22 protein-coding genes and 1 other RNA gene are annotated in these 24713 nt (G+C 71.7%); 13 read left to right on the top strand and 10 right to left on the bottom strand.

Going from position 1 to position 24713, the window contains the following annotated elements; translation table 11 throughout:
• Positions 1-220 precede the first annotated feature (220 nt).
• The 4 genes from J5X86_RS11130 (at position 221) to J5X86_RS11115 (ending at position 3641) form a co-directional block, all read left to right on the top strand.
• Complete coding sequence (locus tag J5X86_RS11130; RefSeq protein ID WP_059149545.1) at positions 221-484, top strand: UBP-type zinc finger domain-containing protein; 264 nt, start codon at positions 221-223, stop codon at positions 482-484.
• Positions 485-488: 4 nt separating this feature from the next.
• Positions 489-2345, top strand: a complete 1857-nt coding sequence (locus tag J5X86_RS11125; protein WP_208516541.1) for a cyclic nucleotide-binding domain-containing thioredoxin-disulfide reductase — start codon at positions 489-491, stop codon at positions 2343-2345.
• Positions 2346-2368: 23 nt separating this feature from the next.
• Complete coding sequence (locus tag J5X86_RS11120; RefSeq protein WP_208516540.1) at positions 2369-2800, top strand: DUF2267 domain-containing protein; 432 nt, start codon at positions 2369-2371, stop codon at positions 2798-2800.
• A gap of 70 nt (positions 2801-2870) precedes the next feature.
• Positions 2871-3641 (top strand): IclR family transcriptional regulator, encoded by a 771-nt coding sequence (locus J5X86_RS11115; RefSeq protein ID WP_208516539.1) that lies wholly within the window; start codon positions 2871-2873, stop codon positions 3639-3641.
• A gap of 3 nt (positions 3642-3644) precedes the next feature.
• Here J5X86_RS11115 and J5X86_RS11110 read toward each other — a convergent pair whose 3' ends face one another.
• A complete protein-coding gene (locus tag J5X86_RS11110; protein ID WP_243979980.1) occupies positions 3645-4670 on the bottom strand; it encodes a citryl-CoA lyase in 1026 nt (341 codons plus the stop codon).
• Complete coding sequence (locus J5X86_RS11105; protein WP_162952986.1) at positions 4667-5893, bottom strand: CaiB/BaiF CoA-transferase family protein; 1227 nt, start codon at positions 5891-5893, stop codon at positions 4667-4669. The genes J5X86_RS11110 and J5X86_RS11105 overlap by 4 nt, the downstream gene beginning before the upstream one ends.
• Before the next feature lie 134 nt (positions 5894-6027).
• Here J5X86_RS11105 and J5X86_RS11100 point away from each other — a divergent pair, with 134 nt between their 5' ends.
• On the top strand, positions 6028-7419 hold the full coding sequence (locus J5X86_RS11100; protein ID WP_208516538.1) for an MFS transporter: 1392 nt from the start codon (positions 6028-6030) through the stop codon (positions 7417-7419).
• Between the two features lie 20 nt (positions 7420-7439).
• Here J5X86_RS11100 and J5X86_RS11095 read toward each other — a convergent pair whose 3' ends face one another.
• Positions 7440-8342 carry an alpha/beta fold hydrolase gene (locus J5X86_RS11095; protein ID WP_208516537.1) on the bottom strand — a complete coding sequence of 301 codons (903 nt, stop codon included), beginning with the start codon at positions 8340-8342 and terminating at the stop codon, positions 7440-7442.
• A gap of 148 nt (positions 8343-8490) precedes the next feature.
• On the opposite strand from J5X86_RS11095, the gene J5X86_RS11090 reads away from it, so the two are divergent.
• The 3 genes from J5X86_RS11090 (at position 8491) to J5X86_RS11080 (ending at position 11959) form a co-directional block, all read left to right on the top strand.
• Positions 8491-9369: a LysR family transcriptional regulator gene (locus tag J5X86_RS11090; RefSeq protein ID WP_208516536.1), complete on the top strand. Its 879-nt coding sequence runs from the start codon at positions 8491-8493 to the stop codon at positions 9367-9369.
• 121 nt (positions 9370-9490) lie between these two features.
• On the top strand, positions 9491-10561 hold the full coding sequence (locus J5X86_RS11085) for a tartrate dehydrogenase (protein WP_208516535.1): 1071 nt from the start codon (positions 9491-9493) through the stop codon (positions 10559-10561).
• A gap of 117 nt (positions 10562-10678) precedes the next feature.
• Positions 10679-11959, top strand: a complete 1281-nt coding sequence (locus J5X86_RS11080) for a serine hydrolase (protein WP_243979978.1) — start codon at positions 10679-10681, stop codon at positions 11957-11959.
• Between the two features lie 97 nt (positions 11960-12056).
• Here the strand turns inward: J5X86_RS11080 and J5X86_RS52815 are convergent, their stop codons facing one another.
• Positions 12057-12134, bottom strand: coding sequence for a 50S ribosomal protein bL37 (locus J5X86_RS52815; RefSeq protein WP_370443954.1), 78 nt, complete (start codon positions 12132-12134; stop codon positions 12057-12059).
• Positions 12135-12334: 200 nt separating this feature from the next.
• Positions 12335-13984: an L-lactate permease gene (locus J5X86_RS11075; protein WP_208516586.1), complete on the bottom strand. Its 1650-nt coding sequence runs from the start codon at positions 13982-13984 to the stop codon at positions 12335-12337.
• A 719-nt stretch (positions 13985-14703) separates the two neighbouring features.
• Here J5X86_RS11075 and J5X86_RS11070 point away from each other — a divergent pair.
• Positions 14704-15387, top strand: coding sequence for a pentapeptide repeat-containing protein (locus J5X86_RS11070; protein ID WP_208516534.1), 684 nt, complete (start codon positions 14704-14706; stop codon positions 15385-15387).
• 68 nt (positions 15388-15455) lie between these two features.
• On the opposite strand, the gene rnpB is transcribed toward J5X86_RS11070, so the two are convergent.
• Positions 15456-15858: RNase P RNA component class A (gene rnpB, locus J5X86_RS11065), an RNA gene on the bottom strand.
• Positions 15859-16033: 175 nt separating this feature from the next.
• On the opposite strand from rnpB, the gene yaaA reads away from it, so the two are divergent.
• The gene (yaaA, locus tag J5X86_RS11060; protein ID WP_208516533.1) at positions 16034-16837 is read left to right on the top strand and encodes a peroxide stress protein YaaA; all 804 of its coding nucleotides are present in this window, start codon (positions 16034-16036) and stop codon (positions 16835-16837) included.
• A gap of 147 nt (positions 16838-16984) precedes the next feature.
• A complete protein-coding gene (gene eda / locus J5X86_RS11055) occupies positions 16985-17644 on the top strand; it encodes a bifunctional 4-hydroxy-2-oxoglutarate aldolase/2-dehydro-3-deoxy-phosphogluconate aldolase (protein ID WP_208516532.1) in 660 nt (219 codons plus the stop codon).
• Positions 17645-17727: 83 nt separating this feature from the next.
• Here the strand turns inward: eda and J5X86_RS11050 are convergent, their stop codons facing one another.
• The 4 genes from J5X86_RS11050 to J5X86_RS11035 all read right to left on the bottom strand — a co-directional run bounded on the left by J5X86_RS11050 (position 17728) and on the right by J5X86_RS11035 (position 21938).
• Complete coding sequence (locus tag J5X86_RS11050) at positions 17728-18912, bottom strand: bifunctional RNase H/acid phosphatase (RefSeq protein ID WP_208516531.1); 1185 nt, start codon at positions 18910-18912, stop codon at positions 17728-17730.
• Positions 18913-18916: 4 nt separating this feature from the next.
• On the bottom strand, positions 18917-19660 hold the full coding sequence (locus tag J5X86_RS52440; protein WP_208516585.1) for a zinc ribbon domain-containing protein: 744 nt from the start codon (positions 19658-19660) through the stop codon (positions 18917-18919).
• A 114-nt stretch (positions 19661-19774) separates the two neighbouring features.
• Positions 19775-20635: a Nif3-like dinuclear metal center hexameric protein gene (locus tag J5X86_RS11040; protein ID WP_208516530.1), complete on the bottom strand. Its 861-nt coding sequence runs from the start codon at positions 20633-20635 to the stop codon at positions 19775-19777.
• A gap of 268 nt (positions 20636-20903) precedes the next feature.
• Positions 20904-21938: an ABC transporter substrate-binding protein gene (locus J5X86_RS11035; protein WP_208516529.1), complete on the bottom strand. Its 1035-nt coding sequence runs from the start codon at positions 21936-21938 to the stop codon at positions 20904-20906.
• Between the two features lie 227 nt (positions 21939-22165).
• On the opposite strand from J5X86_RS11035, the gene J5X86_RS52810 reads away from it, so the two are divergent.
• Positions 22166-24250, top strand: a complete 2085-nt coding sequence (locus J5X86_RS52810; RefSeq protein WP_374229237.1) for a hypothetical protein — start codon at positions 22166-22168, stop codon at positions 24248-24250.
• Between the two features lie 137 nt (positions 24251-24387).
• Positions 24388-24549 (top strand): hypothetical protein, encoded by a 162-nt coding sequence (locus J5X86_RS11025; protein WP_208516528.1) that lies wholly within the window; start codon positions 24388-24390, stop codon positions 24547-24549.
• Positions 24550-24713 lie beyond the last annotated feature (164 nt).

Below are 24713 nucleotides of genomic sequence, written 5' to 3'. Positions count from 1 at the left end.
GCCCGCTGCGCCGCTTCATCTCCCATGAGGTGGAGACCCTCATCGGCCGCGCCCTGCTGCGCGGCGATGTCGAAGAGGGCGCCACCGTCAAGGTCGACGCCCAGCACGGCGAACTCGTGGTCACCTACGAACGGCAGCCGGAGATCGCGGGACTCGGAAAGGCCGCGTGAGAACGCTGCCGAGCCGGACCGTGCCGCGACCGCCAGAAAGGATGAACGCCATGGCCATCGAGCCCGATCCGCACCTGTCGATGGTGCACGACGTCACCCCGAGCACCCCCGAGGGGTGCGAGGAGTGCCTGCGCCTGGGGTCCCCCTGGGTCCATCTGCGGCTCTGCCTGACCTGCGGACACGTCGGGTGCTGCGACTCCTCGCCGCTCAAGCACGCCCGCGCGCACGCGTACGCCGAACAACACCCGATCGTCGAGCCCCTGGAAGCGGGCGAGACATGGCGGTGGTGCTACGCCCACGAGGCCATGGCCTGATGTGATGACGGACGAGGACCGGTCCCGGGGCGCCGCACCGGAGGAAGCCGTACCGGACGACGTACCGGAGGAAGCCGTACCGGACGAGACCCCGGATGTGTCCGGCGCGTATCCGCGGCTGACGGACGAGCAGATCGCCTACCTCTCCGGGCATGGCACCCGCCGGTCCGTGGTGCCCGGTCAGGTGCTGATCCGCGACGGTGGCCCGCCCGCGGACTTCTTCGTCGTCCTCAGCGGCTCGGTCGCGATCACCGCGCACCGCGGCACCCCGGACGAGCAGCTCCTGAGGGTGCACGGCCCGGGGCGCTTCCTCGGCGAACTGAGCCTGCTCCAGGGGCAGGTGGCCTTCTACACCGCCCACGCCCAGGAGGCCGGGGAGGTGCTGGCCCTCCCGGTGGACCGGCTGCGGGCGTTGCTGGCCCGTGACCCCTGCCTCGGCAACCTCGTCCTCCGCGCCTATCTGGGCCGCCGCGCCCAGTTGGTCGGGGGCGGCGTCGGCTTCCGCATCCTCGGCTCGCGCTACTCGCCCGACACCCGGCGGCTGCGCGAGTTCGCGGCCCGCAACCGGCTGCCGCACCGCTGGATCGACCTGGAGGCGGACCAGGAGGCCGAGGCGCTGCTGCGCCGGGTCTCGGTCAGCCCGGAGGACACCCCGATCATCATCTGGCGCGAGCACCAGGTGCTGCGCAACCCCGGCAACGCCGAACTGGCCCAGCTCATCGGCCTCTCCCCACCGATCACCCCCCACAGCCACTGCGATCTGCTGGTCGTCGGCTCCGGCCCGGCCGGGATCGCCGCCGCCGTCTACGGCTCCTCCGACGGGCTGACCACCACGGTCGTGGACACGGTGGCCCCCGGCGGCCAGGCGGGCACCACGTCCCTGATCGAGAACTACTTCGGCTTCCCGGCCGGGATCCCCGGCTCGGAACTCGCCGAGCGGGGCATGCTCCAGGCGCGCAAGTTCGGGACGCAGGTGCGGATCCCGGCGGAGGTGACCTCCCTCGAACCGGGCCACGGCCACTACCGCGTCACCTTCGCCGACGGCAGCGAAACGCTGTGCCGTACCGTCGTCCTGGCCACCGGCGCCCATTACCGCCGGCTGGACGTCCCCGGGATGGAGCGGCTGGAGCGGACGAGCGTCTACTACGCGGCCACCGTCTACGAGGCGCGGCAGTGCGGCGCGGCCCCCGTCGCCGTGGTCGGCGGCGGCAACTCCGCGGGCCAGGCGTCGCTCTTCCTCGCCGAATGGGTGCCCCGGGTGCACCTGCTGATCAGGGGCCCATATCTGGGCGCCCGGATGTCCCGCTATCTGGTCGACCAGATCGAGCGCCATCCGCGGGTGAGCGTGCTGCTGGACAGCGAGCTCCGCGAGGTGCGCGGCGAGGACGCGCTGCGGACGATCGTGGTGGAGCACCGCCGCACCAGGGAGCGCCGCACCCTGGACGCCTGCGCCCTGTTCGTCTTCATCGGGGCCAAGCCGTGCACCGACTGGCTCACCGGCGTCCTTGCCCTGGACGACCGGGGTTTCGTGCTCACCGGCGACGAGGCCGACGCCCGGGCGGCCCACGGCGTCCGGGCGGGCCCCGGCCGCGGCTGTCTGAGCCTGGAGACCACGCTGCCGGGGGTCTTCGCCGCCGGTGATGTGCGCAGCGGCTCGGTCAAGCGGGTGGCCTCGGCGGCCGGCGAGGGGGCGATGGCCATCCACCACGTCCACGACCGCCTCGCCCGCACCGCCGCCGGGCCCACCCACCCGAGCGGCACCGTTCCAGCCCCGTCCGGCCGGTCCGCCGCGCCGGGCGGTGATCCGCACGTATCCGCTTCACTTGCGCATCCGCAACACCCGCGCAGCCGCTCCACCTGACCCCTGACCAGAGGACGAACACCATGGTTGCCACAGGCTTTGCCTCCTTCGACACGACGGTCGACAAGACCAACCGGCTCCTCAAGGAGATCGAGGACGCGTACGGCTGGCCCAAGGAGCGCCGCAAGCAGTCCTACGCCGCCCTGCGCACGGTCCTGCACCAGTTGCGGGACCGGCTGACGGTGGACGAGGCCGTCCAGTTCGGCGCACAGCTCCCGATGCTGGTGCGCGGCATCTACTACGAGGGATGGAGACCGGCGGAGACGCCGGTGAAGATGCACAGCGAGGAGTTCTACCAGCGGATCCGGCACGACTTCCCGTACTCGATCCAGGGCGATATCGAACAGCTCGTGCACACCGTCCTGGAGACCCTGCAGCGCCATATCAGCGAGGGCGAGTGGGACGATCTGCGGGCCCGGATGCCCGCCGATCTGGTCACCGTCATCCCGGCCTAGCGTGAACCACCTGGTGGTACTGTCGCACCGTTAGATGGTTTTACGCGTGGTGCGGCGAGGAGGACGGGCGATGGGGACGGCAGCCGGAGAGGGCGGCGAGGGAGTACGGAGTGTACTGCGCGCACTGGATCTGCTCGCCCTGTTCGACGAGTCCCACCGCTCCCGCAGCGTACGGGAGTTGACCGACGCCACCGGACTGGCCAAGTCCACCGTGGTCCGTCTGGTGGCCACGCTGGAACAGCGCGGGCTGCTGTGGAGCCGGGGGGACGGCCGGCTCACCCCCGGCGCGGGCCTGCTGCGCTGGGCGGCGCTCGCACAGGACGCCTGGCGGCTGCCCCCGGAGGCGGTGGAGTGCCTGCGCGTCCTCTCGGTACGGTCCGGCGGCGAGTCCTCGCGGATCTACATCCGCCAGGGGGCCTCCCGGGTGTGCGTGGCCCAGCACGAGGGCACCCAGCAACTGCGCCACGTGGTGCGCATCGGCGAGGAGATGCCCCTGTGGGCCGGCGCCTCCGGACATGTCCTGCTCATCGGCGGCTCGCCCCGGACCCTGAGCCGGGTGGCCTCGGCGGCCGGGCGCGACGCCGACTTCACCTCCGCCCTGGCCGAACGGGCGCGCCTCGCCGCGCAGCGGGGCTGGGCGGTCAGCCACGGTGAGCGCGAGGACGGGGTGTCCGCCGTGGCCGCCCCCGTCACCGACGCGGCCGGGCAGGTCGTCGCCGCGGTGGGCCTCGGCGGCCCCACCAGCCGCTTCACCGAGGAGCGCGTCGAGTCGTTCCGCCCGGCGCTGACCGAGGCCGCGAGGCGGCTGTCGGAGCTGCGGTTCCTCGGCGAGAGCGGCTGACGTTCACGCGCCGTCCGCGCGCCCTGCGCCTTCCTCGCTCTTCTCGCTCTTCTCGCTCTCCGGCCGGATGAGGTCCCGGAGGGCCGGACCCTCGTAGGAGGGCAACAGCCCCCGGGGAATAGGACCCTTGATCCTGGCCCCACCGGACTTCTCCTCCCAGGCGTGGGAGAGGATGCCCACGCTGCGGGAGAGCACGAACAGCCCGCGTCCGAGCTCGGGCGGAAAGCCGAGTTCGCTGTAGACGATGGCGGTGGCGCCGTCGATGTTCATCGGCACGGGACGGCTGCGGCCCTCCGCCAGCGCCCGCTCCAGGGCCGTCCCGGCGCGCAGCGCCCAGCCCGGCGCCCCGCCGTCCGCCACCGCCGCGCCCACCAGGTCGAGCAGGGGGGTGCGGCGCGGGTCGTACGGGTGGAACCGGTGGCCGAATCCGGGGACATGGGAGCCCGTGGCACGGTACTCCGCCACCAGGTCCTTCGCGGCGCCATCGACGTCCGCCCCCTCGGCCACGGCCCGCTCCAGCTCGGCCAGCACCCGCATGCACTGCTGACCGGCCCCGCCGTGGACGTCCCCCAGGAGGTTCACCCCGGTGGCCACCGCGTTGTTCAGGCCCACGCCGCAGGTGGCCGCCATCCGGGCGGCGGCGATCGACGGGGCCTGGGGTCCGTGGTCGACAGCGGCGACGAGCGCGGCCTCCAGCAACCGGCCCTGGGTCCGGGTGGGCAGCTCGCCGCGCAGCATCAGCCAGATGGTCTCGGCGAAGGACACCTGGCCGATCAACTGCTCGACCGGGTAGCCGCGCAGCAGGATCTCGCCCGGCCGGATGCGGCTGACGGCGGTGGACCACCAGTCGGTGACCTCCCGCGAATCCATGACGTCCTGGGGAGCCGTGACGTCCCGGGGAGCCGTGACGTCCTGTGTCGGCATGACGTCCTGTGTCGGCATGACGTCCTGCGTCGGCATGACGTCCTGCGTCGGCATGACGTCCTGCGGAGCCATCGCGGCCTCCTGGCCTGCGGACCGGCGGGTCATATCGCACCACGCTCCTTCATCGCGTCGATCTCCTGCGGGCTGTAGCCGAGTTCGGCCAGGACCTGCTCGGTGTGCTGGCCAAGCAGCGGTGGCGGGGCGGTGGCGGCCGCCGGTTCGCCGTCGACCCGGAACGGGCTGCCCAGGACGCGCAGCTCGCGCCCGCGCCCGTCCGGGAAGGGCAGCGTGCGGACGAAGTCCCGCTCCGCGAGCTGCTCCAGGCCCAGCGCGTCGGGCACGGACAGCACCCGCGCGGCCGGCACCCCGGCGTCGGCGAGGATCTCCTCCCACTCCCCGGCGGCCCGCTCGGCCAGCCCCTTCTCGATCTCGGCGCGCAGCTCGTCGCGGTGGGCCTTGCGGTCCGCGGGATGCGCGAAGCGCTCGTCCGCCAGCAGTTCCGCACGGCCGATGAGCCGGCACAGAGTGGCGAACTGCTGCTGGCGGTTGGCCGCGATGTTGAGGTATCCGTCCGCGGTGCGGAACGTCCCTGACGGCGCGGCGGTGAAGTTCTCGTTGCCCATGGGCCGCGGCGGGCGGCCGGTGATCAGATAGTTGGAGGTCACCCAGCCCATCGCGGTGAGCGCGGCCTCCAGCATGGAGACGTCCAGATACGCGCCGCTCCCGGTGCGCTCCCGGCGCACCAGAGCCGCCGCCACGGCGAAGGCGGCGGCCATGCCGCCCAGGGTGTCGGCGACCGGGAACCCGGCCCGCAGCGGGCTGACCTCGGGGGTGCCGGTCACGCTCATCATGCCGGAGAGGCCCTGCACGATCTGGTCGTACGCGGGCCGGGCGCGCAGCGGTCCGGTCTGGCCGAAGCCGGAGACGGCGCAGTAGACCAGCCGCGGGTTCTCCCGCATGAGGACCTCCCGGCCGACGCCCAGGCGGTCCATCACCCCCGGGCGGAAGTTCTCGAGGAGGACGTCGGACTCCCGCACCGCGCGCAGCAGAGCCTCGCGCCCCTTCTCCTCCTTGAGGTTCAGGGTCAGCGAACGCTTACCGGCGTTCTGGGCGAGGAACGACGCGCCCAGCAGATCCTCGCTCAGCTCCCGGTCGGCGCCCAGTTGGCGCGCCAGGTCCCCGGCCCCCGGCATCTCGACCTTGAGGACGTCGGCGCCGTGCAGGGCGAGCTGATATCCGGCGAAGGGCCCGGCGAGGACATTGGTCAGATCCAGGACCCGGATGCCGTCGAGCAGGGGTGGTGGGGCGGCGGGGGCGGGCGTGCTCAAGGGCTGACCTCCAGCGCGAATCAGGGCGTGACCCCTTGCCATGGGGTGTGTGCCTCCATAACATCACCGAACCACCAAGCGGCACAAGCGAACCACACAGTGGTACTCGTTTCACGGTGACAAGGGAGTCCCCCATGACGCAAACCGGCAGTTCCGCCACCAGAAGGCCGGTCTTCCAGCCCAAGGTCGCCCTCGCCGCCGTCTTCGGCACCACGGTGGAGTGGTACGACTTCGCCCTCTACGGAACCGCGGCCGCCCTGGTCTTCAACAAGGTCTACTTCCCGGACAGCGATCCGCTGGTCGGCACGGTCCTCGCGTACGGCACCTTCGCCATCGGCTTCCTCGCCCGGCCCCTGGGCGGCGCCTATTTCGGCGAGCGGGGCGACACCCGGGGCCGTAAGGGCGTACTGGTGGCCACCCTGCTGATGATGGGGCTCGCCACCACGGCCATCGGACTGCTGCCGACCCATGCACAGATCGGCGTCGCCGCGCCGGTGCTGCTGACCCTGCTCCGCTTCGTCCAGGGCTTCGCCGCGGGCGGCGAGAAGACCGGCGCGCTGATCATCCTCTTCGAGAACGCACCGCCCAAGTGGCGCGGTCTGCTCACCTCACTGCCCGCGATCGGCACCGGCACCGGCACCCTCCTGTCCACCGGCGCCTTCGCGCTCACCACCGGGCTGCTGTCCGAGGACGCCTTCCTCGACTGGGGCTGGCGGATTCCCTTCCTGCTCAGCGCGGGGTTGACCTTCTTCGGCCTCTGGGTGCGCCGCTCACTGCCGGAGACCGCCGAATTCCAGCAGGTTCAGCAGGTTCAGCAGGCGGGCCCCGCCGCCGCGACGGCGCCGCGCCCGCTGCGGCAGCGGATCGCCGAGAGCCGCTGCGTCGCCGCCTGGCGCCGCTACCCCAAGGAGATGCTCATCGTGATCGGCGCGGGCGCCGCCGAGAACGCGGGCTACTACGTCTTCGGCACCTTCTCGGTCACCTACGCCGAGGACCGCGGGCTGTCGACCAGCGCACTCCTCAGCGGCATCTCGCTGGTCGCGGCCGTGAAGCTGGTGACGGTGCCGGCCTTCGGCGCGCTCTCCGACCGCATCGGCCGGCGCCCGGTCTCAATCGGCGGAGCCCTGGTACTGCTGGCCGCCGCCTGGCCGTTCTTCGCGGTGATCGACGGCGGCCACACCTGGGGCATCTGGCTCGCGCTCTTCATCACCCTGGGCATCGGTCAGTCCGCCGTCCTCGGCTCCCAGCCCGCCTTCTTCGCCGAACTCTTCGACACCACGGTCCGGTTCAGCGCGGTCGGCATCGCCAACAACATCGGCACCGTCCTCACCGGCGGCCTCGCCCCGATGCTCGCGTCCGCCCTGCTGCTCTGGTTCGACCACAGCGTCACGGGCGTGGTCGTCTTCATCGCCCTGATGAGCACGCTCACCGTGGTCACGGTGGCACTGGCGCGGGAGACGCGCGGGGCCGCCGAACCGCCCGAGGAGACGGCCGCGCGAAAGCAGAACGTCCGGACGGCGCCGTGACGCCATGGCGCTCCGCCGGGTCAGGCGCTGCCGTAGTCCGCGAGGAACGTCCGCAACTGGCGCAGCGTCTCGTCCGGCGCCTCCTCGGGAAGGTAGTGGTCGCACGGCAGGGCCTGCCCGCGCACATCGTCCGCGTAGCCGCGCCAGACCTCCGGTACGTCGTAGTGGCGGCCGACGAAACCGTGCGCGCCCCACAGGGCCAGCAGCGGTGCGGTGACCCGGCGGCCCGCGGCGGCGTCCGCGTCGTCGTGGACCAGGTCGATGGAGGCGGCGGCGCGGTAGTCCTCGCAGCTTGCGTGGATGGCCGCGGGATCCGAGAAGCAGCGGATGTACTCGGCCTGGGCCGCCTCGTCGAACGGGGTTCCGCCACCGTGGCGGGCCCCCATCCGGGTACGGATCCAGAACGCGGGGTCCTGGCCGATGAGGTGTTCCGGGATGCCGTTCTCCGCCGCCAGGAAGAACCAGTGGTAGTACCCGAGCCCGAAGTCCTTGTCGGCGTGCTGGAAGACGTACCGCGTGGGCACGATGTCGAGCACCGCGAGCGCGGAGACCGCCTCCGGATGGTCGAGGGCCAGCCGGTGGCCGACCCGGCCGCCCCGGTCATGGCCGACGACCGCGAAGCGGTCGAAGCCCAGCTCCCGCATCACCAGCACCTGGTCGCGCGCCATGGCCCGCTTGGAATACGTGGTGTGCTCGGCGTCGGACCCGGGCTTGTGGCTGTCGCCGTAGCCGCGCAGATCGGTCAGGACCACGCGGTGGGTGGCCGCGAGCGCCGGGGCGATGTGGTGCCAGATCATATGGGTCTGCGGATAGCCGTGCAGGAGCAGGACGGGCGGCCCGTCCCCGGCGGTGCGCACGTTGATTCCCACACCCTCGACGTCAAGGGTGCGGCGGTCGAAGTCGCCCAGTAGCTGATCGCTCATGATCCGATCCCAGCAGCCGCCGCGGTGCGCGTCCAAGACCCGTTGACGACAATCCTTATAGGCGCCACCTATGGACCTGTGAGGGTGGCGAGCCTGTGAGGGCGGCGAGCGGCCCGATAAGTGCGGCGAGGCGCGGGGAGGCGGCGCGGTGGATGTGCGGCAGCTGGAGTACTTCCTGGCCGTGGTGGACCACGGCGGATTCAACCGGGCGGCCTCCGCGCTGTATCTCTCCCAGCCCTCCCTCTCCCAGGCCATCCGCGCCCTGGAGCGCGACCTGGGCAGCGACCTCTTCCACCGCATCGGCCGCCGGGCGGTCCTCACCGACGCGGGCACGGCGCTGATCGCACCGGCCCGGGAAGCGGTGCGCAGCCTGCAGCTCGCGCGGGCCAGTGTGGAGTCGGTGCACGGGCTGCGCGGCGGCCGGGTGGACATCGCGGCCCCGCCCTCACAGGCCGTCGAGCCGCTGACGGGGCTGATCGACCGCTTCACCCGGGCCCATCCCGCGGTGTCCGTGCGGGTGCAGGCCGCGTTCACCCCCCGCGATGTGACGGAGATGGTGCGCACCGGCGTATGCGAGCTGGGGCTGCTGGCCTCCCCCGACGCCACGCCCCAGGGCGATGTGCGCACCTACCCGCTGCTCGAGCAGCGCTTCGTGCTGCTGACACCCCCGGACGGGCCGTTCCGCCCCGGTGTGCCGGTGCGCCATGAGCAGTTGGCCGGACATCGGCTGATCGTGGGCCAGAAGGGCACCGGGATGCGCCGTTTCGTCGACGACCTCCGGGCCGAGGGCGTCACGCTGACCGTCGTGGTCGAGACCGAGCACCGGGTGGCGATCCTGCCGCTGGTCCTGCGGGGCGTCGGCCTGGCGGTGGTCGCCGACGCCTGGCGCGGCCTCGCCGAGCGGGCGGGGGCGCTGGTCCTGGACCTCGAACCGAGCACCAGCCTGCATATCGCCCTGGTCAGCCGACGGGCCGCGCTGACACCGGCGGCGGAGGCGTTCGTAAGAGCCGCCACGGCAGTCCCCTAAATCGAGCAGTCCCCGAAGCCGAGCAGTCCCCGAAGCCGAGCAGTCCTATAAGGCAGACCTATAAGGCACATGGAATCTGCGTCTTGGACGCGGTGGGCGCTCCCCTGCTGCAATCCCCTCCATGACGAACCGCCGCACGACCACCCACCGCATCGCCCTGATCCCCGGCGACGGCATCGGCAACGAGGTCATCCCGGCCGCCCGCCGCGTCCTGGACGCCGTCGCCACCCGGCACGGCCTCGGCTTCAGCTACGAGACGTTCGACTGGTCCTGCGAGCGTTACGTGAGCCAAGGCGCGATGATGCCCGACGACGGGCTGGAGCGACTGCGCGGCCATGACGCGATCCTGCTCGGCGCGGTCGGCTACCCCGGCGTCCCCGACCATGTCTCGCTGTGGGGTCTGCTGATCCCCATCCGCCGGGGCTTCCAGCAGTACGTCAATCTGCGCCCCATCCGCGTCTTCGAGGGCGTGCCCAGCCCGCTGCGCGAGGCGGGGCCAGGCGATGTGGACCTCGTTGTCGTCCGGGAGAACGTCGAGGGCGAGTACGGCGAGATCGGCGGCCGCCTCGGACGGGGACTTCCGGAGGAAATGGCCGTCCAGGAGGCGGTGTTCACCCGTAAGGGCGTCACCCGCGTCCTGGACTACGCCTTCTCGCTCGCCGAGCGGCGCGGCGGCCACCTCATCTCGGCCACCAAGTCCAACGGCATCATCCACACCATGCCGTTCTGGGACGAGCTGGTGGCCGAACGCGCCGCCGCGTACCCGGAGGTGGCCTGGGGCCAGGAGCACATCGACGCCCTCGCCGCCAAGTTCGTCCTCGACCCGCGGCGCTTCGACGTCGTCGTGGCCTCCAACCTCTTCGGCGACATCCTCAGCGATCTCGCCGCCGCGGTCGCCGGCAGCATCGGCATCGCCCCCGCGGCCAACCTCAACCCCGAACGCGACTTCCCGTCCATGTTCGAACCCGTCCACGGCTCCGCCCCCGACATCGCCGGACGCGGTATCGCCAATCCGCTCGGCGCGATCTGGTCCGCCGCCATGATGCTCGACCACCTCGGCCACCCCGAGGCGGCCACCCGCATCACCGACGCCATCGCGACCGTCCTGGCGAAGACCCCCGTCCGCACCCCGGACCTGGGCGGCACGGCCACCACGGAGGAATTCACCGACGCCCTGCTCGAACTGGTCTGACGCGCCCAGGGTGGGGCTGTCCCCAGGGCGGTCCGGGTGGCTGGCCGGATCGCTCCCGGGCCCGGCGGCCTCTAGCGTGGCCATTCGGTCGCGTGGGGGCTCGGAGGGGGACGTCGGATGAACGTGATCAAGGGCAGGCGGGTGCGGGGTGGACTACTCACGCTGGCGGTGGCGATGAGTGTCGCGGCGGTGACACCGGCCGATACGACGCGGCGGAACACGGCCGCCACGGCCACGGTGGCCGAATCCACCGCAGCCGAATCCACCGCAGCCGAATCCACCGCAGCCGAATCCACCGCAGCCGAATCCACTGCGGCCACATCCACCACTGCCCCGTCCACCAACGCCGCCGACCACACCCGGCTGCGCGCACTCCTACGGCGGCTGACCACGGTCGACGGCGCGCCTGGAGCGCTGGTGGAGGTGCGGAACCGCCACGGGGGCAGCTCCGTGCTGACCAGCGGCGTCGCGGACGTGAAGAGCCATGCGCCGATACACCGCGACAGCAGATTCCGGATCGGCAGCGTGACCAAGTCGTTTGTGGCGACGGTCGTGCTCCAGCTGGTGGGCGAGCATCGCGTCGCCCTCGACGCGCCCGTGGAGCGCTATCTGCCCGGTGTCGTCCGCGGACACGGGAACGACGGGCGGCGGATCACCGTCCGCCAGTTGCTCCAGCACACCAGCGGCGTACCCGACATCCTCGACTACCTCACCCCGCAGGAGATCCTCAAGGACCCGCTCGCCCACCACGACACCCGCGACCTCGTGAACATCGCGCTCGCCCACCCCCCGACCTTCATGCCCGGCACCGGCTGGCGTTACTCCAACACCGGCTATCTGCTCGCCGGCATGCTCATCGAGAAGGTGACCGGCCACACGTACGGCGAGGAGATCCGCCGGCGCATCATCGCGCCGCTCGGCCTGCGCGAGACGTACGTACCGGGCGACGCCCCGTCGATCCCCGGACCGCACCCGCGCGGGTATGTGCGGCCGGGCGAGGACGCCCCGCTCGTGGACATCACCGAGATCAACCCTTCGGTCGCGGGCCCGAGCGGCAGCATGATCTCCAGCGGCACCGACCTCAACCGGTTCCTGGACGCCCTCGTCCGCGGCAGGCTGCTGCGCCCGGCCCAACTGCGGCAGATGATGAACACCCGCCCGACCGGCAACCCGGACGGCCGGGCGTACGGCCTCGGCCTGGAGAGCAGGCCCCTGCCCTGCGGCGGCCTCTCCTGGGGGCACACCGGCGACGTACTCGGGTACGAGACGATCGGCGGCGCCACGGTCGAGGGCAGACAGGCGACGGCCATGGTGAACGTCGACCCGGGAGGCTCGGACGCACAGGACGACGACATGAAGGCCGCCGTCCAAACAGCCCTCTGCGAGAGCCGTTCCTAGACAACCACACACCCACTGACGGGGCTCCCCGTGCCCGGGCGCGATGGCGCCACGCGCTCGGGGAGCCCCGTCGGTGTCACTCGGCAGAAGCCCCAGGTCAGGACTGGGGACGGCTGCCGTGGTTGGCTCCGTTCTTACGACGGGCCTTCTTCTTGCGACGTCGCTTCGACGACATGTCGCCTCCTCTCCAACGATGCTTTCGCCCTATATGTACCGATCAGATCGGTATCTCAAGCGGTGATCACGCGGGCGCGTACCCAGCCCCGCCCCTCGCTACGTCACCCGCTTCCGTGAAGCACCTCACGTCACCGCCACCGCCTTGCCTTGCCATCCCGAGGTGGGCGGGGCCACTGTGGAAAAGCCTGCTCCTGAGAGTTACGGCACGATCCACCCGAGTATCGGGGTCGACTGCAGGTAGACGAGCAGACACAGCGCAGGCACGAGCACTGCCGACGCGGCGACGACCCGTCGGAGGATTTCGCCCTCGCGCCCTGCCAGACCGACGGCCGCCGCTCCGATGGCCAGGTTCTGCGGGCTGATCATCTTGCCCAGAACCCCGCCGGCGGTATTGGCGGCCGCGGCCAGGGTCGGCGACATCCCGGTCCCCTGAGCGGCGCTGACCTGCAGCGCACCGAACAACGAGTTCGACGACGTGTCCGAGCCGGTGACGGCGGTACCGAACCAACCGAGCAACGGCGAGAGGACGGCGAAGAAACCTCCCGTGGTGGCCAGGTACAGGCCGAGTGTCGTGGTCTGCCCGGACAGGTTCATCACGTAGGCCAACGCGAGCACCGCCATGACGGTGACTCCGGCCCCGCGCAGCTGCTTCAGCGTTTGACCGTATGCCCGCAGCGCCGAGCGGGCGCTGATCCTCAACAGCATCGCGGTAACCACGCCCGCGACGAGCAGCACAGTCCCGGGAGTGGCGAGCCAGTCGAACTTGTAGGTCGCGAGGGCCACCGGCTCGGCCTGTGGTGTCCGCACCGCGAGTCCGGGCCATCCGAAGGTCGACGTCGTAGCCGCCAGCACGCCCTTGATCCGTGGGACCACGGACAGCGTGAAGAACGCGATGATCACCAGGTAGGGCGCGAAGGCACGGAGGGTGTAGACGCGGGACGGAGCGGCGAGAGCGCCGGTCGCGCCGGTGCCGGATGACGCCAGGGCTCCACCATCGGGCGCATCGACGTCGGATCGGGCCGAGTGGTCCGAGCGGAGCGGTTGCCAGAACCGCATCAACAGCAGAACAGATCCGGCCGAGGCCAACGCGGCGACGATGTCCACGAGTTGGACCGGTCCGAAGGCCGCGACCGCATACTGCGGGACGGCGAACGACACCCCGGCGACGACCGCCGCGGGCCACACCTCGCGCACGCCCCGGGCGCCGTCGAGCACCACGAGCAGCAACATCGGGACGAACAGTGCGAGCACCGGAATCAGGTGGGCGGTGGCCCGGCTCAGCGTGTCCACCGGAATCCCGGTGACCTGACCGAGCGCAATCATCGGCAGTCCGACACCGCCCCATGCCACCGGCGCGGTGTTCGCGATCAGCGACACCGTCACCGCCCGCATCGCCGGCAACCCGAGGGCCATCAGCATCACCGAGCAGATCGCCGCCGGTGCCCCGAACCCGGCCAGCGCCTCCAGCAGCGCACCGAAGGAGAACGCGATGATCAGCCCCTGGACCCGGCGGTCGTCACTGACCCGGGAGAACGCCTCACGCAACCGGTCGAAGTCCCCACTGTCGTGGGTCATCCGGTAGACCCAGATCGCGTTGACCACGATCCACATCACAGGGAACAGCGCGAACGTGGCTCCCTCCGCCGCGCCGGACAGGGCGGTTCCCCACGGCATCTTGTACACACCGATCGCCACGACGCTCGCCGCGAGCAGCCCGACGACGGAGGCGATCCATGCCCGGACCCGAAACACGCCCAGGAGAAGGAACAGCAGCAAGAGAGGGACGGCGGCGACCAGGGCCGACCATCCCAGAGATCCCCCCAGAGGGGCGGTGGGCTGTTGATACATGACAAACCTCCGGCAGCGTTGGTGGAGGAGGAACTTGACTGATCGGTACGAAGATCGGGGCCCGAGCCGCACAACTGCCCACTCGCCACTGATCGGGCCTCGGCGAGGCCGAGCGCGACTAGCGCGATCGTCCCCGGGGTGACCAGAAACGGGGGCACCAGCACCCGAGCCGTGCACGCCTCGGCGGGCAGCCCGGACTCCGGGTCGTAGACGACTGGGTGCGGGCCGGGACCTTGGCGAGGGCCGAGGCACAGTCGGCGTGAGGGGCAAGGACCACGGCGGGACCACTCATGATCGGCGCCATGCTCATGGTTCCTGTCTTAAATATAAGTCGGCGTTGGAAATTTACGACAGGACCTCACCATGGGGTTCGCCCGGACGTCAATGGGTGGCGTTCAACTTGTCAGACAACGTCTGACCCACAAGACGGAGGCGACGGACGCAGCTCCGGTCGGACGGCTCCGGGACCCGCGACACGAAGACCCCGGGGTGGTGATCATCCGGGGCGGCCGAGTCGTGGACCTCACAGACGATCCCCGCAGTCGCGGGGAGCAGCGGGGGAGGTACCACAACTCCGGAACGGCGACGCGACTTGCAGCCGCCGTAGACCACCCGGCAGCCACTCGACCCAGCCGCTGCCCCTCACCGAAGGGGCATTTCGCCCTAGACTTGATCCTCAGCGTTCCACATATCCATCTGAGCGAATGGATCGAATACGCATGACTCAGGCAACTCAACGAGGCGGCAATGTCCCCCGCATCAAGAACCCCACAGCTCCTCACATCTCACCGACATTACGGCTCGCCGAAATGCCGACCGATGACCTCGATAACGATGCGATCATCAAGGGAGTCAAGTTTGAGAGCGCACACTTCGTTGGCCTTGACGTAGAGGCAGCCGAGGCAGAGGGCTGCGCCTTCGAGAACCTGCGCTTCACCGGCACAAGCCTGCGCAGGAGCCAATTCACCGACTGCGCCTTCGATACCTGCGACTTTGCACAAGTATCCGCTCACGACGTGTCGCTGATCCGCTGCACAGTTGGCGGGAGCCGTATGACCGGCTCGTCATGGAGCCATGGAACCTTCCGTGACGTGCGTTTCGAGGGATGTGTCAGCACACCCGCGATGTACCGGAATACCAAGCTCCATAGCGTCGCTTTCTCTGACTGTCGGATGCAAGGGGCAGATTTCCAGTCGTCGCAGTTGCACAACGTGTTGTTCGAAGGCTGCGACTTGACCGGGACCCAGTGGGCGAACTGCCAGCTCGGTTCCGTGCTGTTCAAAAACTGCACTCTCATCGACGTTGGTGGAGCGGCAAGCCTCAAGGGCGCCACCGTGTCAGGCCCAGGCTCGCTGGAATTGGCCCTGAGCCTGGCACAAGAAGCGGGTATTCAGTTCGAGTAGCCGAACTGGAGGAACAGGGACGGGCTGCGATACAGCCGACGCGCCTTTCCAGGGCAGGTGGGTGGTGGCGGACGAGTCGGCCTGTACGCCGGGTTCTGTCTCCCGTGGGTCTTGCGGCCCATGGGGAGGCGGCCATCCATCTAGGACCGGCGTTGCCGCCGGTCTCGTGCGGTCTACCCGCGGACTCGGGCGGGCAGCCCTCGATCGTCCGCGCAGAGCCGCCGTGAGGCGGCTCCTCTTGACCTTGCTCCAGGTGGGGTTTACCGAGCCGTCCGAGTCACCTCGGACGCTGGTGGTCTCTTACACCACCGTTTCACCCTTACCGGGGGCCGAAGCCCTCGGCGGTCTGTTTTCTGTGGCACTGTCCCGCGGGTCACCCCGGGTGGGCGTTACCCACCACCTTGCCGTGTGGAGCCCGGACGTTCCTCGGCGGGATCCGAAGGACCCCGACGCGACCGCCCGGCCGACTCGTCCGCCGTGATGACCATGATACCCGGCACCTCAGCCCGGTCGTCGACGGTCTGGCTGCGTTGGCGGGAGGTCGTAGGCTCGGGCGGGGCGGGCGTGGTTCTCCGGGTCCGTCCCGCGCCCTGCCGTCCAACGACCCGTTGCCCTGCCGCCAACGACCCGTTCGAGGAGATCCGCCGTGCTCGTCCTGCTGCCGCCGTCCGAGGGAAAGGCCACGGGAGGCTCCCGCTCCCCGCTGGACCTGGGAGCGCTGTCGCTGCCCGAACTGGGCGAGGCGCGGGCGGAGGTCCTGGACGAGCTGGTGTCGCTGTGCTCGGGCGACGAGACGAAGGCCGCCGAGGTGCTGGGGCTGAGTGAGGGGCTGCGCGGCGAGGTCGCGAAGAACGCGGCGCTGCGGGAAGCCGGGACCCGGCCCGCCGGGGAGATCTACACCGGGGTGCTGTACGACGCGCTCGGCCTGGCCACCCTGCCCACCGCCGCCCGGCGCCGGGCGGGCCGGTCGCTGCTGGTGTTCTCCGGGCTCTGGGGCGCGGTACGGATCGGTGACCGTATCCCCTCCTACCGCTGCTCGATGGGGGTGAAGCTGCCGGGGCTCGGCGCGCTGGGCACGTACTGGCGGAACCGGACCCCGATGGCCGAGGTGATTCCGCAGGCCGCCGGGCGCGGGCTGGTGCTGGACCTCAGGTCGGCGGCGTACGCGGCGGCGTGGAAGCCCAAGGGGGCGCTCGCCGAGCGTACGGCGACGGTGCGGGTGCTCCAGTCGAAGATCGTGAACGGGGTCGAGAAGCGGTCCGTCGTCAGCCACTTCAACAAGGCGACGAAGGGCCGGATGGTACGGGACCTGCTGACCGCCGGGGTCACGCCGAGCGGACCGGGCGAGCTGGTGGAGGCGCTGCGAGGGCTCGGGTACATGGTGGAGGCCGCGCCGCCGGAGCGGGCGGGGCAGGCGTGGGGGCTGGACGTGGTGGTGACCGAGCTGTAGGGCCCGGGAGCCGCCCCGGTGGCGTTGCGAGCCGTAGTGCCCGGGAACCACCTCGGTGGCGTTCGGAGCTGTAGTGCCCGGAAGCCACCCCAGGCGTCGTTGCGGCATGTGCAACCACCATTGCGCAGTGCGCCGCACCTGGGCAGGATGGGCGCCGTGACTAGCACCGCGCCCTCCCCCGGTTCCCCGGACTCCTCGCTGCTCGACCTCGCCCCCGTCATCCCCGTGGTCATCGTCCAGGACGCGGCCCAAGCGGTCCCGCTGGCCCGTTCGCTGGTGGCGGGCGGGCTGCCGGTGATCGAGGTGACCTTCCGGACGCCCGCCGCCGCGGACGCGATCCGGGCGATCGCCGAGGAGGTCCCGGACGCGATCGTCGGCGCCGGTACCGTCCTGAGCCCCGAACAGGTGGAGACGGCCGTCGCCGCCGGGTCGCGCTTCCTGGTCACGCCCGGCTGGACGGACCGGCTGCTGGGCGCGCTGGACGCGTCCGGCCTGCCGTATCTGCCGGGGGTCTCGACCACCTCGGAGGTCGTGGCGCTGCTGGAGCGCGGGGTCGAGGAGATGAAGTTCTTCCCGGCGCAGGCGGCCGGGGGCACGCCGTATCTGAAGGCGCTCGCCTCGCCACTTCCCCAGGCCCGCTTCTGCCCGACCGGCGGGGTCAACGCCTCGAACGCCCCCGAGTACCTGGCCCTCCCCAACGTCGGCTGCGTGGGCGGCACTTGGATGCTGCCCTCGGACGCGCTGGCGGCGGGCGACTGGGGGCGCGTCGAGTCCCTGGCCCGGGAGGCGGCGGCACTGCGGGGGTGACCTTCGAGCGTGACCTCCCGGGGTGCCCCCCGGGGGGTGACAGTCGCTGCGGTCGGCGCCCCTAGCACAGCTTCCCCGTGCCCCTACCGCAGGTGCGCCGTCTCGTTCAGCAGCCTCAACGACGCGTTCCCGTCCGCGTAGTACGCCACCGCCGACAGCGACGCCGCCGAGAGCTCCATGCGGAACAGGGTCTCCGGCGGGGCGCCCAGGGCCAGTCGGACCAGGGTCTTGATCGGTGTGACATGGGTGACCAGCAGCACCGTACGGCCCGTGTAGCGGGCGATCAGCTTGTCGCGGGAGAGCGCGACCCTGCGCGTGACCGTCGCGAAGCTCTCGCCGCCGGCGGTGGGGGCCACCTTGGTGGAGGCCAGCCATGCCTCCAGGTCCTTCGGGTGGCGCTCCTTGACCTCCGCGAAGGTCAGGCCCTCCCATGCGCCGAAGTCCGTCTCCCGCAGCCCCTCCTCGACGCGAACGTCCAGGCCCAGGCGCCGGGCCACCGCGTCGGCGGTCTCCCGGCAGCGCCGCAGCGGTGAGGTGACGATGGCCTGGATGGTGCCGCGGGCGGCGAGCGCCGCGGCCACCCGCTCGGCCTGGTGGCGGCCCACGTCGGAGAGTCCGGGGTCGGTGCCGCCGCTGCCGGAGAAGCGCTTCTCGGGGGTGAGCGGGGTCTCCCCGTGCCGGAGCAGGACGAACGTGGCGGGGGTGCCCAGATCCGCCGAGCCCCAGCCCACCGCCGGGGCGCCGGTGGCGGCGGGCTCGGCGAGGGCGTCGTCGGCCGGCGCGGCGGGGGCCGCGGCCTCCGGCGCGCCCGCCGCCAGTGTGCCGCCGGGCGGCACCTTCGGCTGCCACTGCTCGCCCCGCTTGCCCGCGTCCATCGCCTCGTTGGCGAGCCGGTCCGCGTGCTTGTTCTTCTCGCGCGGGATCCACTCGTACGTCAGCTGGCCGGGCGGCATGATCGCCTTGGCCTCGGCGGCGAGCGGCCGCATATCGGGGTGCTTGATCTTCCAGCGGCCCGACATCTGCTCGATGACCAGCTTGGAGTCCATCCGCACCCGGACCTCGGCCTCCGGGTCCAGGGCGTTCGCCGCCCGCAACCCGGCGATCAGGCCCTTGTACTCGGCGACGTTGTTGGTCGCCGTGCCGATGTACTCGGCCACCTCGGCGAGCGGCTCACCGGTCTCCGCGTCGAGCACGACCGCGCCGTAGCCAGCCGGCCCCGGGTTGCCCCGGGACCCGCCGTCCGCCTCGACGACGAAGCGCCGCGCCATCGCCCTACAGCCCCGACTCGGGCGTACGGATCAGGATCCGGCGGCAGTTCTCGCACCGCAGCACCGTGTCGGGGGCCGCCGAGCGCACCTCGTTGAGCTCGGTGATGGCGAGCTCCTGGCGGCAGCCGTCGCAGCTGCGCTGGTAGAGCCGGGCCGCGCCGACACCGCCCTGCTGCTCGCGCAGCTTGTCGTAGAGCTTCAGCAGATCGGCGGGGATGGTGCCGACGATCACCTCGCGCTCCTTGGTGGCGGTCGCGATCTCGGCGCCGATCCCCTCGGCCGCCGCGTCCCGGCGCGACTGGGCGTCGCCGATCTTGGACTGGAGGGACTCCACCCGCTCGGTCAGCTCGGCGATCCGCTCCTGGACGGACTCCCGGCGCTCCATGACCTCCAGGACGACGTCCTCCAGGTTGCCCTGGCGCTTGGCGAGGGAGGCGATCTCGTGCTGGAGGTTCTCCAGATCCTTCGGCGAGGTGACGGCACCGGAGTCCAGGCGCTTCTGGTCGCGGGCGGCGCGCTGGCGCACCTGGTCCACGTCCTGCTCCGCCTTGGTCTGCTCGCGGGCGGTGTCGCTCTCCTCGGTCTGCGCGGCGATGAGCAGGTCGCGGAGCTGGGTGTGATCGGCGTTCAGCGTCTCGATCTCGGTGTGCTCGGGCAGCGTCCTGCGCTTGTGCGCGAGTTGCGACAGCCGGACGTCGAGCGCCTGGACGTCGAGGAGGCGGATCTGATCGGCGGGCGCGGCATTCAGCGTGGGGCTCCAGGGGAGTCGGGTGGAACGGAAAACGAGGTCAGGGAAGTCACGGGGTCAGGGGCGGAAACTGCGAACGGGTGTTCAAGCGGTGCGGGGTCGAGCGGTGCGGGGTCAAGCGGAGAAGGACGGAGCGGCCGCGCGGACGGCGGGGGCCGTGGCGTGGGCCGTCCAGGGATCGGTGACGATACGGGAGACATACGTACGCAGGCCCCAGCCGTGCCGGTCGGAGATCTCGTCCAGTTGGGCCGCGGCCTGTTCGGTCCATGGCCATTCGGTGGCCCAGTGCGCGGCGTCCACCAGGGCGAGATCGCTGTGCTCCCGTGCCTCCGAGGACGGGTGGTGGCGCAGATCGGCGGTGAGGAACGCGTCGACCCCGGCCGCGCGCACCGCGTCGAAGAGGCTGTCGCCGGAGCCGCCGCTGACGGCGACCCGGTGGATCGTACGGTCCGGGTCGCCCGCGGCGCGGATGCCCTGCGCGGTGGCGGGCAGCCGGGCGGCGGCGCGCTCGGTGAACTCCCGCAGCGTCTCGGGGTGGTCGAGCTCGCAGACCCGGCCCAGACCGCGGCGGCCCTCGGGGTCGGTGGCGTCGGGCACCAGCGGGCCGACGATCCGCAGGTCGAGCGCGCCGGCGAGGGCGTCGGAGACGCCGGGGTCGGCGGTGTCGGCGTTGGTGTGCGCGACGTGCAGGGCGATGTCGTTCTTGATCAGCGTGTGCACCACCCGGCCCTTGAAGCTGGAGGCGGCGACCGTGGTCGTCCCCCGCAGATAGAGCGGATGGTGAGTGATCAGCAGATCGGCGCCGAGATCCACCGCCTCGTCGGCCACCTCCTGGACCGGGTCGACGGCGAACAGCACGCGGGTGACCTCGGCCTCGGGGTCACCGCACACCGTGCCGACGGCGTCCCACTGCTCCGCCCGCTCGGGCGGCCAGAGGGCGTCGAGTGCGGCGATGACGTCGTTGAGTGCGGGCACGGGGCAAGGCTACCTCCCGTATCACGGCTGAGCCCTGCCCCGGCCTTCACTCAGCGCGACGACGGTCGCCACGCGGGCTCCGCCCGGGACTACGGCCTGGCCGACGTGGCGCGGGCGCCGGCGGCGGGCCGCCCGCACCGGTCCTCCGCCGAGCCTGCCCGGGCATGTTTTGGACGTCATGCTCACCCTGCTCGACGCCGCCAGGGAGACGCCGCCAGGGAGCGAGGCTCGCTCCCTGTCGGCACCGCAAGTTCCCGAGCGGAAACGCTCATCCGTGGACGAGGTAGCCGCGGAGGTCGTCGAGGACCCGGTCGGCGGCGGTGACGCCGAGGCCCAGGTACCAGGTCTCCTCGTCGACATTCTTGGCCTGGCCCGCCTTGACCGCCTTCAGCTTCTTCCACAGCGGGTTGGACTGCGCCTGGTCGCGCTTGGTGGCCTTGGGGTCGCCGTAGACACCGGTGAAGATCCAGTCGGCGTCGGCGTCGTCGATCCGCTCCGGGCCGATCTCGGCGGCGAGGTCGTTGATCTGCTGGTTCTTCGGGCGCGGCAGGCCGACGTCCTGGAGGATGGTGCCGATGAAGGACGCCTTGGCGTAGAGCCGGGTGGCCTGCGGCATGAAGCGGAGCATGGTGATGGTCGGCTTGTCGGGGCCGATGTCCTCGCCGAGCTTCTTCGCCTTCTGCTCGTACGCGCCGAGTGCGCGCTCGGCGTCGGCGGTCCGGTCCAGCGCCGCGGCGTTGAGGAGGTAGTTCTCCTTCCAGGTGAAGCCGGGGCGGATGGCGAAGACGGTCGGGGCGATCTGCTTCAGCTCGTCGTAGAGCGGCTCGGCGCGCAGCTTGCTGCCGAGGATCAGATCGGGGTGGAGGGCGTTGATGGCCTCGAGGTTGAGGTTGTTGATGGTGCCGACGTTCTTCGGGTTCCCGGCGTCCTTCTTGAGGTAGTCGGGTATGGCCTGGTCGCCCTCGGAGGGGGCGTAGCCCACCGGCTTCAGCCCCAGCGAGACGACGTTGTCCAATTCGCCGACGTCGAGCACCACGACCCGCTTCGGCTTGCTCTTGAGCTCGGTCTTGCCCATCGCGTGGGTGATGGTGCGGGGGAACGCGCCGGGCTTGGCGTCCGTGCCCATCTTCGCGGTCTGCTCGGCCGCCGAGCCGAAGTCCTTGCCGCCCTGGGCGACGGACTTGCCGCCCCCGCCGTTGCGCTTGGCGCCGTCCCCGTCGTCCGACGATCCGCAGGCGGCGAGGGACAGCGCCCCGGCCAGGGCGAGGGCGAGGGCGGCACTGCCGCGGACGCTCAGGGACATGACGGAGCTCCTGGGGTAGCAGGGGCGCGCCATTCTCACGAGCGCGCCAGTCGCACTTAGGTGTGCCTTACTTTAATCACAAACCATCCTCCCGTCGCTTACAGCACATTCACCCCCGACCTCTCAGGCGAATCGGGCAAGAGCCACACTTACGGGTGGAGCGCACCCATTACGGCCTTCGGCAGGGAGTACGAAAACTACGTTCAGTGGCCGGAGGTGACTGACCGATGACTGCCTGTGCCTTCGACACCGCCCTCACCGGGGGCGTCGGCGACCGGCCACGAGGGGGTTTCACCATCGCCTCGGACCGCTCGTACGGCGCGCGGCTCGCGCTCAGCGAGGAGGCGTGCTGCTGGTACCCCGAGCGCTGGACGCTGGACGGCCCGGAGCCCTACGCCGTGCCGCTGCCCGCCGCCCAGCCCGAGGAGCCGGACTGCGAACTGCTGCCCCTGGCCGACGGGCAGGTGCTCATCCACCGCCGGGTGGCCGGACACCACGCCTTCTCGCTGCTCTACCCGGCCGGTCCCGGCACCGGCGAGCGCTCGCTCGGCGGCATCGACCGCGCCGAGGTCTCACTGCTGCCGCCCGCGCCCGGCGGCCTGTGCGCGTTCGCGCTGGGGCGCGGGCCGCGGTCCACCTCCGTCTGGCTGGTGGCCGGGGGTGGCGTCCTCGTCCCCCAGCATCTGGCCGAGGTGCCCGGCCGCTGTACGGGCGGCAGTTGGCTGGACCGTACGGGCCGGCTGCTGGCGCTCGACCGCGAACTCGACGGCCGGACGAAGACCGTGGTGGTCGATCTGCGGCGCGGCGGTGAGACCAGCCCGCTGCTGCAGATCACCGAGCGCAGCGACGACCGGCTGCTGCTCGCCGACCCCGACAGCGGTCTGCTGCTCGTACGGTCCGACGCGCCCGGGGAGGAGCGGCTGGGGTGGGGGGTGCTGGGCAGCACCCGGCCGGTGCGGTTCCCGGACTGCCTGCGGCCCGCGGGGTGGTCGGAGGCCACGCCGTTCGCGGTGCAGCCGGGGCAGGTGCTGACGCCGGAGGCGTGCGCGGTGGCCTTCCGCGTCGACGGACGGGGCGGGGCCGGACGGCCGTGGGTGGGCGTATGGCGCCCGGCCGAGCGGCGGCTACGCGAGTTCCCCGCACCGGAGGGCTGGCTTCCGGGCGCGGGCCTGTGGACCCGGGACGGCGAGCTGCGGCTGCCGTACGCGACCCCGCAGGTGTCTTGCGGGCTGGCCCGGGTGCGGCCGTCGGGGGTGCCGGGGGCGGCGGCGCCGAGACTGCCGGGGGGTTCTTGGGTACCGGCGGCGGCGGGTGGGGCGCGGGTGGCGGACGTTCCGGAGGGGTCGGGTGGCCCGAGTGGTGCCTCGGGTGGCACTTCGGGCGGTGCCTCGGGCGGGGCGGGCGCGGCAGGCGTCGCGGGCGGTACCTCGGGCGGTGCCTTGGGCACCCCGCGCGCGGCGGAACCGTCCGGGGCGCCGGAGACGCCGTGGCGATCGGACGACTCGACGGGGTCGTGGCAACGGGACGAGGCGGCGGGAGCGTGGCGCCCGGAAGAGGCGACCGGGTCGTGGCGACCGGACGACGCGACGGGAAAATGGCCTCGGGCCGAGGCGACGGGGTCGTGGCGACCAAACAGCGCGACGGGAGCGTGGCCACCGGACGACGCGACGGGATCGTGGCGGCCGGATGAGGCGACGGGAGCGCGGCGGATCGCGCGGGTGACACGGGTGTTGTCCGAGCCCTCCGGCCGGGTGGCCGGGGAGCCCCCGGGTCCGGGTCCGGCCGGGGCGCGGGACGTGCAGACACCCTGGACGACGTCCCCCGCGGCCGAGATCGCGACCCGGATCACACCGTGGGCCCGGGTCGGCGGCCCCGGCGGCTCGGACCCCGCGCGAACGCCTGGGCTGACGCCGCTGCGGCCACCTGGACCGGCACCGGAGCTGAGACCGTCGAGAACGGCCGGGCTGACGCCTGAGCTGAGACCCTCGCGAACGGCCGGACTGGCACCGTCGCGGACACCCGCACCCGAGCCGGTGCCGGTGCCGGTGCGGGAGCGGTCGCCGATGCCGGTGCGGGAAGCGATGCCGGTGCCGGTGCGGATGCCGGAGCCCGAGGGCGGATCGGGTGTCGAGCCGTGGGGCGGGACCGGTTCATGGGCCGGGGTCGAGCAGGAGATGGGGCCCGAGCCGGACCCCGATCCCGGCTCCGGTACGAGCCCCGCCCTGCGGCCCGTACCGCTGCAGCAGGCCCCGCTCGCCCGGCCCCCGCAGCCCCGGCCACCCCGCTGGGTCCGGGATCACCGCCGTGGTTAGACTCGAGCGGGGGCTGCGCGTCCCGGCGTACCGTCACGCGCGGGGCGCCCCGGGCGATGCGCATGGAAGGGCGTGCGACATCGTGGTCAGCCCCCTTCGCACAGTACAAAGCGATCTGACGGGGTGACGTACCCACCATGTCCGAAACCCACATCGACACGACCCAGGCGCGCCCGCGGGACGCCGCCGCCGCCCAGGCCGATGGCTCTCAGGGCAAGCACCGGGGGCAGGCCGCGTCCGAGGAGTCCCAGGCACCGGCCAACGGCCGCCACCGACGCCCGAATGAGAACGCCGCCTGAGATTCTCAGGATCTGGCCCTCCGGGGCGCGTTTCCGATCGCGGGACGGGCTGGATTTCCCGCGGAAGTCCAGCCCGTCCGGCGATCGTGGGACGCCCCCGACCCAGGCCCCAGTCCCCCGACCCAGGCCCCAGGACCCCGACCCGGGCCCCCGGCCTGCCCCCG

Source organism: Streptomyces sp. NEAU-YJ-81 (genome assembly GCF_017592595.1).
In the GTDB taxonomy this organism is placed as follows: Bacteria; Actinomycetota; Actinomycetes; order Streptomycetales; family Streptomycetaceae; genus Streptomyces; species Streptomyces hygroscopicus_B.
This window is presented reverse-complemented; position numbering and strand designations above follow the sequence as displayed.